Raw genomic sequence first — 6,282 nt, 5'->3', positions numbered from 1 at the left:
TAATGAAAGACTACAAAAACGATTAAACGGCCTCAGCCCAATGGAATATAGGGCTAAGGCCGCTTAAGTCACTTTTTATTATTTCCACTGTCTATTTGACAGGGGGCAGTTCATTTTAGCTTGAGGCTGTTTTTTTCTTTATGATCCTGAACTTACCTTTTCTGCTTCATCTTTATGTTCAAAAGTATGATATTCAAGAGCAGCAGAGCTAAGTGTTTTAGCTGCAATGAGCATAGCTTTTTCATCTATATCAAACTTTGGATGGTGATGAGGATAGTTTTCCTCTGTATTTTCAGGCTTTGCCCCGGTAAAGAAGAAGGTTCCTTTCACATGCTGGAGGTAGTAAGCAAAATCTTCCCCGCCCATTTGCGGTTCTGCTTCTTCCACGATACGAACCCCATCAATGCTTTGTGCACATTGAATGAGGTACTCTGTTTCTTCTTTATGATTTACTACAGCAGGGTATCCTCTAGCGTATAAATAATCATATTCACTTTCAGCCGTATAACATGTTCCTTTTACAATCCGTTCAATATCTTTTTCAATAGCAGAACGGATATCTTCATTAAACGTACGAACAGTACCGCCTAATTTGACTTTATCGGCAATCACATTAAAGGCATTTTCTGCAACAAAGGAGCCAACTGAGACGACAGCGGAATCGATTGGATTTACTTTTCTGCTGACTATTTGCTGTAAATTGACAACTAACTGAGAGGCAGTTACAATAGCATCCTTTGTTCGATGGGGCTGAGCTCCATGCCCGCCTTTTCCTTGAATCGTAATCTCGAAGCGATCGGCAGCAGCCATTATCGGTCCAACACGATATTGAATAGAACCTGTAGGCTCTGAAGCCCATAGATGAGTACCGAAAATAACGTCCACACCATCTAAACAGCCGTCCTCGATCATGGAAATCGCTCCGCCTGGTGCAAATTCTTCTGCATGCTGATGAATCATCACATAAGTCCCTTGGAGATCATCACGCATTTCATGAAGAGCTTTTGCTAAAACTAGCAAGGTGGCCGTGTGGCCATCGTGGCCGCAAGCATGCATCACACCTGGTACTAATGATTTGTAGGGAACATCTTTTTCATCCTGAATCGGCAATGCATCAAAGTCTGCTCTTAATGCAACTGTTTTTCCAGGCTTGGCGCCGGTTATCCTTGCTACAACGCCGTTCCCCCCGACATTGCCGTTAACTTCTATTCCTAATTTTTCATAGTAGGATTTAATATAATTCGCCGTTTTCACTTCTTTAAATGAGAGCTCTGGGTGCTGGTGCAAGTAGCGTCTAATGGAGATCATTTCATCATAATAATTATCTAATTTACTAAATAGCTGTTTTAGCATATCCTCTCTCCTTTATTCTGAATTATCTAATATTATATCACTGTCTTCCGCAGATAATGGAATGAGAAGCATCGAAGATCGAAATATTTCTGTTTTTTTATTGTTTTTTATGTAAAATAAAAAAAGATTGCATATTCAAAGGGGGTCTGACACAAAAATGGTGTGGAGCAAATCAAAAATTACTTATTTTTTGATTATAATTGCAATAATAATTTTCCTGTATTTTTTCTTCCCTGTTAAAGCGGGTGAGACTTTACAATTTGATAGGGTGATTACTGATTATATAACATCTATTTTTAAAGAATCTTCCTATTCATTTTTTAAATTATTTAATATCATTGGTTCTACAAAAGGAATCGGTGTTATTTCACTTATTGTCATTGCTTTCCTTTGGAAGAGAAATAGAGATTATATGGGAATTGCGATTTTTGCATTTGCAATGGCATTTGGCGATTTACTGAATATATGGGTGAAAAATTATGTAGGAAGACCAAGACCTTCTGAAGAGCATTTAGTTCATGTAAAAAGCCTTAGCTTTCCAAGTGGACATGCCATGATGGGAATTATTTTATACATATTGATTGCTTATTTTATTATGGCAGGACTAAAATCAAAAGGATTGAAATGGCTGACAGTAATATTGGCAGTAATCATGATTTTATTAATGGGAATCAGCCGCATTGTACTACAAGTCCATTATCCTTCAGACATCGCTGCAGGTTTTTCTCTTGGTTTAGTTTGGGTACTAATATGGATCATTGTGTATGAACTACTCCGGAAAAGATATTGAAAAAATGACTGATTGCTAGTTTAAAGAGTAGATATAAAGAGGCGAATACATATGGATGTGGATAAAAGGATTATTGAAGAGGGAAAGCGGCTCATTGAACTTAATGGATTTCGTAAATTTACAATGGATGAGCTTGCACAAAATTTAAGAATCAGCAAAAAGACAATATATATCCACTTTAAGAATAAAGATCAATTAATAAGTTCTATTATTGATTCAATTATTGCAAATGACCTTGCTGAAATGAAAAGGATCATTAATGAAAAAGACGATTTTGTTGAAAAATTAAGGGCTGTCTTTTTTATTTATCATATTCGTATGCTCCGTAAAAAATATCTTCATGAATTAAAGCAGTTCTTCCCTGATGATTGGAAAAAGCTTAAAGTATTTAGTGAAAATCGAAGAGAATTTGTAAGGGAAATTTATTATGAAGGTGTTACAAAAGGAGTATTTATAAATAAATTACCACAACATTTAGATGCCCCTAAACCATTAAAAGATGAGCATATTGCAGATTTATTATTTTTTAATTTAACGGCCATCATTGATCAAGCTATTGAGACGGAACTAAGTGACTATGATTTTGATATTAATACACTGCTCATGTACTCTTATGATTTATTAATAAATATGTTTGTTCATGATAAAACTGAAATAGACTCTCCTCCTAGATAAGAGGAGAGTCTGTTTTGCTATTGATAGGTTAACTTTTTTTACCAAGTAAATCTAAAATAACTTGTACTTCTACTTTTGTGCCGTACGCCAATGATTCATCTAAAATCTTGAATTTCGGATGGTGATTCATATACCCGCAGCCTTGTTCTTCTTTGCCTCCGCCTAAGAATAGGAAGCAGCCAGGTATTACGTTTGTATAGGCTGAAAAATCTTCGCTTGCCATGAGCATTGGTGCATCATAAACAAGTTCCTTTCCTAATACTTTCTCTGCGGATGCTTTCGCTTTTTGTGCTAAATCTGGATCATTGTATAAAGGTGAATATCCGCGTACATAATCCAAATCATACGTTGCGCCATGAGCAGCTGTAATATGTTCAATGACACTTTTAACTCGGTTCTCCATTAAATTCCTAACTTCTTCTGAGGTTGTCCGAATAGAGCAGCTCAATCTAGCTGTATCAGCAATAATATTCGGAGCTTGTCCGCTGTGGAATTCTCCAATACTTAGAACAGCCATATCACTTGGTTTCACATTTCTTGAAACGATCGTTTGTAAAGCCATGACAATTTCCGCTCCAACGACAATTGGATCAACTGAAAGCTCAGGGGTAGAGGCATGTGAACCTTTCCCTTGAATCTTTAAGAAGAATCCATCAGCAGCTGTTGTTGCCACTCCAGATACTACCCCGATTGAGCCTACAGTTAAATTAGGCATAATATGAATGCCATAAATTTCGTCCACTCCATCTAGCACACCTGCATGGACTAATTGCTGGGCACCTCCAGGAACTTGTTCTTCAGCATGCTGAAAAATAAACTTTACTGTTCCTGCCAGATCGTCTTTCATTTCTGCTAGAACATATGCAGCTCCTAGGAGCATAGCTGTATGTGTATCATGACCGCATGCATGCATAACACCATCATGGTTTGATCTGAAATCAATATCTGCTTCTTCCGTAATTGGCAAAGCGTCTATGTCTGCACGTAATGCAATTGTTTTACCGTCGCCGGCACCACCGACAAGTTTTGCTACTACACTTGTTTCTGTCGGTCTTGTGATTTCAAGATTTGGGAAGGATGATAATGTATCATAAATAAACTGCGATGTTTTAAATTCTTTAAAAGAAAGCTCAGGATTTTGGTGTAAGTGTCTTCTCCATTCAATGATGTTTTCTGTTGGAATTTTTTCAAACCAATTAGACATTGAAGTAACCTCCTTAAAATGAAAAAAAGTCATATTTTACTAAAAATCGAGTAGATAATGATAGGCATACATAAATAACTTGTGCCAAAGTGGTGATAATTCAGTACCTAAAAAAAGAATAACACGAAACTAAAAAACTATAAATAGTTTCCGAGTATTGCCTCCGATATAAAAAACTCTATCAAGGCTGATAGAGTTTGTGATTAATTTAAATGAGAAACATGGCAACAATGGTTGTGACGATTAATCCAATCGTGACCGGAATAAGATTCCTTCTCGCAAGCTCAAATGGGTCGACATTACAAATAGCTGCAGCCGGGATAAGCGCCCACGGGATAAGTGTTCCACCGCCTACCCAAATTCCTGCAATTTGGCCGAGTGCAGTTAATGTAGCTGCTCCAGATCCAATTGCAGCTGCAAACAGCTTAGCGATCGATCCAGCTAGAGATATGCCGGAAAAGCCCGAGCCATCTAACCCGGTAATTGCTCCTACAACAGTTAAGGTGATCGCACTAATTTCTTTACTTAATGGAACGAGTGCTGCCAGGCCAACACCTAGATCATTCACAATTCCATGTGAGCTTGCTGGCAGATGGTCTCCGATGATAGCAGAAAAGCCTGAATCCCCTAAATAAAAGAAAGCGGCAATGGGAATAACTGGACCGAACACTTTAAATCCAAATTGAAAGCCGGAAATTAAATAATTTGTAGTCTTTTCCAGCCCTTTATTTTTATGACAAATTAGTGTAATGATTATCAGAATAAATATAGATGTACCGCCAATTAATGCTGTTGCATCCCCGCCCTGTAAATTCATGACATACATAGCGGCAACATTTGCAGCAAAAATAATTGGAATCAGTATAGCAAAAAAGCGCTTTTGACCGAGGGAAAGTAATGGTTTACTTTCTTTTTGAACGGAAGAGTTTTCGTTTGAATATGGGGAAAGTCCTGTACTTGCCGTTAATTTACCTAATTTCATATCACGCTTTAATAGAATGAAAGCAGTAATAGTTGTAACAGCCCCCATGACGATTACTAGAGGAATGCTGGCAGAAATGACATCACCGACGGGCAGTCCTGCAGCGTCAGCTGTTAATTTAGGAGCAGCCTGAATCACAAAATCCCCAGACAAGGCAATACCATGCCCAAATAAGTTCATTGCCACCGCTACACCTAATGCTGGGAGTCCAACCCTTATGGCAACGGGCAATAATACTGCTCCAAGTAGAGCAACAGCTGGAGATGGCCAGAAAAACCATGAAATAACCATCATGACAATTCCGATCGTCCAATAAGCAAGAGCAGGGGTTTTGATAAACTTTGCGAAAGGAGAAATCATCACATCATTTATACCAGTTATTGTTAATATTCTGCTCATAGCAACAATAATGGAGATGATAAGAATAGTTGACAGCAGCTCTGTAATGGCATAAATAAAACTGTTAAAGACGCTGCTTATAGAGGAGCTGACCGAACCAGTAGCGGTGATTGCGATTAAAAATATTCCGATAATACATACGAGTGTTGTATCTCTTCTCATAATCATAAAACCGATTATAAAAAGGATAAAGAGTACATATATCCAATGCAATGCTGTTAATTCTACACCCATCTTTTATCCTCCTTCAGTTTTCATCGTCATCATAGGCAATAACCTAGATGAGAATGTAATACAGAATATGAAAAAAGGTTAAAGATGTGAGATTTTATTCATAATGAGAAGGCTAAGATTTGCTTAGCCTACTCTCAATCCTCTGAAGGAATATAATATTTTGACGTATAGGAAGCTCCGGTAAAAATTTGTGGCTGAGCTGAGGATGACTTTGCTCCTTGGAGGAGTGATTGATATGAGGGAGTGTTCTCCCAATCCAAATAAAGTTTTTCATTTTTCCATAGTGTGAGAATAACGTAAGTATTTGATTTTATTGGCCGCAATACTCGTAATGCTAATAAGCCCGGTTGTTTATTTATAAGGCTTTGATCATTTTTAAACCGATATTCAAATACTGGTTTGTCATCGTCCATTACAGGAATATGATTCAATACTAAGAAACCGGAATTCTCTAGTAAGCCTTCAGATTTTAGAATATCGTAAGATCTAGGCGCACTAAAAACAGTCTTTCTTAAAGTTTCATGAATGAGAACAGCGCCTTCATTATTTTGCATAAGAAGCATTGTTTCCTTGGAGTGTTTTTCCTTTATTCGTTTTAAAAAATCGTATGTTCCGCTTGTCATGTAAATATTCATTTAAAGTTCA

6 protein-coding genes are annotated in these 6,282 nt (G+C 37.3%); 2 read left to right on the top strand and 4 right to left on the bottom strand.

Annotation, left to right across the window (positions count from 1 at the left end; all coding sequences use genetic code 11):
- Positions 1 to 138: 138 nt before the first annotated feature.
- Entirely contained in the window at positions 139 to 1,353 is a 1,215-nt protein-coding gene (locus tag H0173_RS04040) for a M20 family metallopeptidase (protein WP_221844735.1), read from the bottom strand.
- Between the two features lie 157 nt (positions 1,354 to 1,510).
- Between H0173_RS04040 and H0173_RS04035 the strand changes: the two genes are divergently transcribed.
- Both H0173_RS04035 and H0173_RS04030 read left to right on the top strand, forming a co-directional pair.
- Positions 1,511 to 2,143: a phosphatase PAP2 family protein gene (locus tag H0173_RS04035; RefSeq protein WP_221844734.1), complete on the top strand. Its 633-nt coding sequence runs from the start codon at positions 1,511 to 1,513 to the stop codon at positions 2,141 to 2,143.
- Between the two features lie 51 nt (positions 2,144 to 2,194).
- Entirely contained in the window at positions 2,195 to 2,818 is a 624-nt protein-coding gene (locus H0173_RS04030; protein ID WP_221844733.1) for a TetR/AcrR family transcriptional regulator, read from the top strand.
- A 28-nt stretch (positions 2,819 to 2,846) separates the two neighbouring features.
- On the opposite strand, the gene H0173_RS04025 is transcribed toward H0173_RS04030, so the two are convergent.
- The 3 genes from H0173_RS04025 to H0173_RS04015 all read right to left on the bottom strand — a co-directional run bounded on the left by H0173_RS04025 (position 2,847) and on the right by H0173_RS04015 (position 6,272).
- The gene (locus tag H0173_RS04025) at positions 2,847 to 4,022 is read right to left on the bottom strand and encodes a M20 metallopeptidase family protein (protein ID WP_221844732.1); all 1,176 of its coding nucleotides are present in this window, start codon (positions 4,020 to 4,022) and stop codon (positions 2,847 to 2,849) included.
- Positions 4,023 to 4,230: 208 nt separating this feature from the next.
- Positions 4,231 to 5,637, bottom strand: a complete 1,407-nt coding sequence (locus tag H0173_RS04020; protein ID WP_221844731.1) for a hypothetical protein — start codon at positions 5,635 to 5,637, stop codon at positions 4,231 to 4,233.
- Positions 5,638 to 5,771: 134 nt separating this feature from the next.
- Positions 5,772 to 6,272, bottom strand: coding sequence for an antibiotic biosynthesis monooxygenase family protein (locus H0173_RS04015; protein WP_221844730.1), 501 nt, complete (start codon positions 6,270 to 6,272; stop codon positions 5,772 to 5,774).
- Between the last annotated feature and the right edge of the window lie 10 nt (positions 6,273 to 6,282).

It is taken from the genome of Bacillus sp. S/N-304-OC-R1 (assembly GCF_019749375.1).
Classification (GTDB): Bacteria; Bacillota; Bacilli; order Bacillales; family Cytobacillaceae; genus Cytobacillus.
This window is presented reverse-complemented; position numbering and strand designations above follow the sequence as displayed.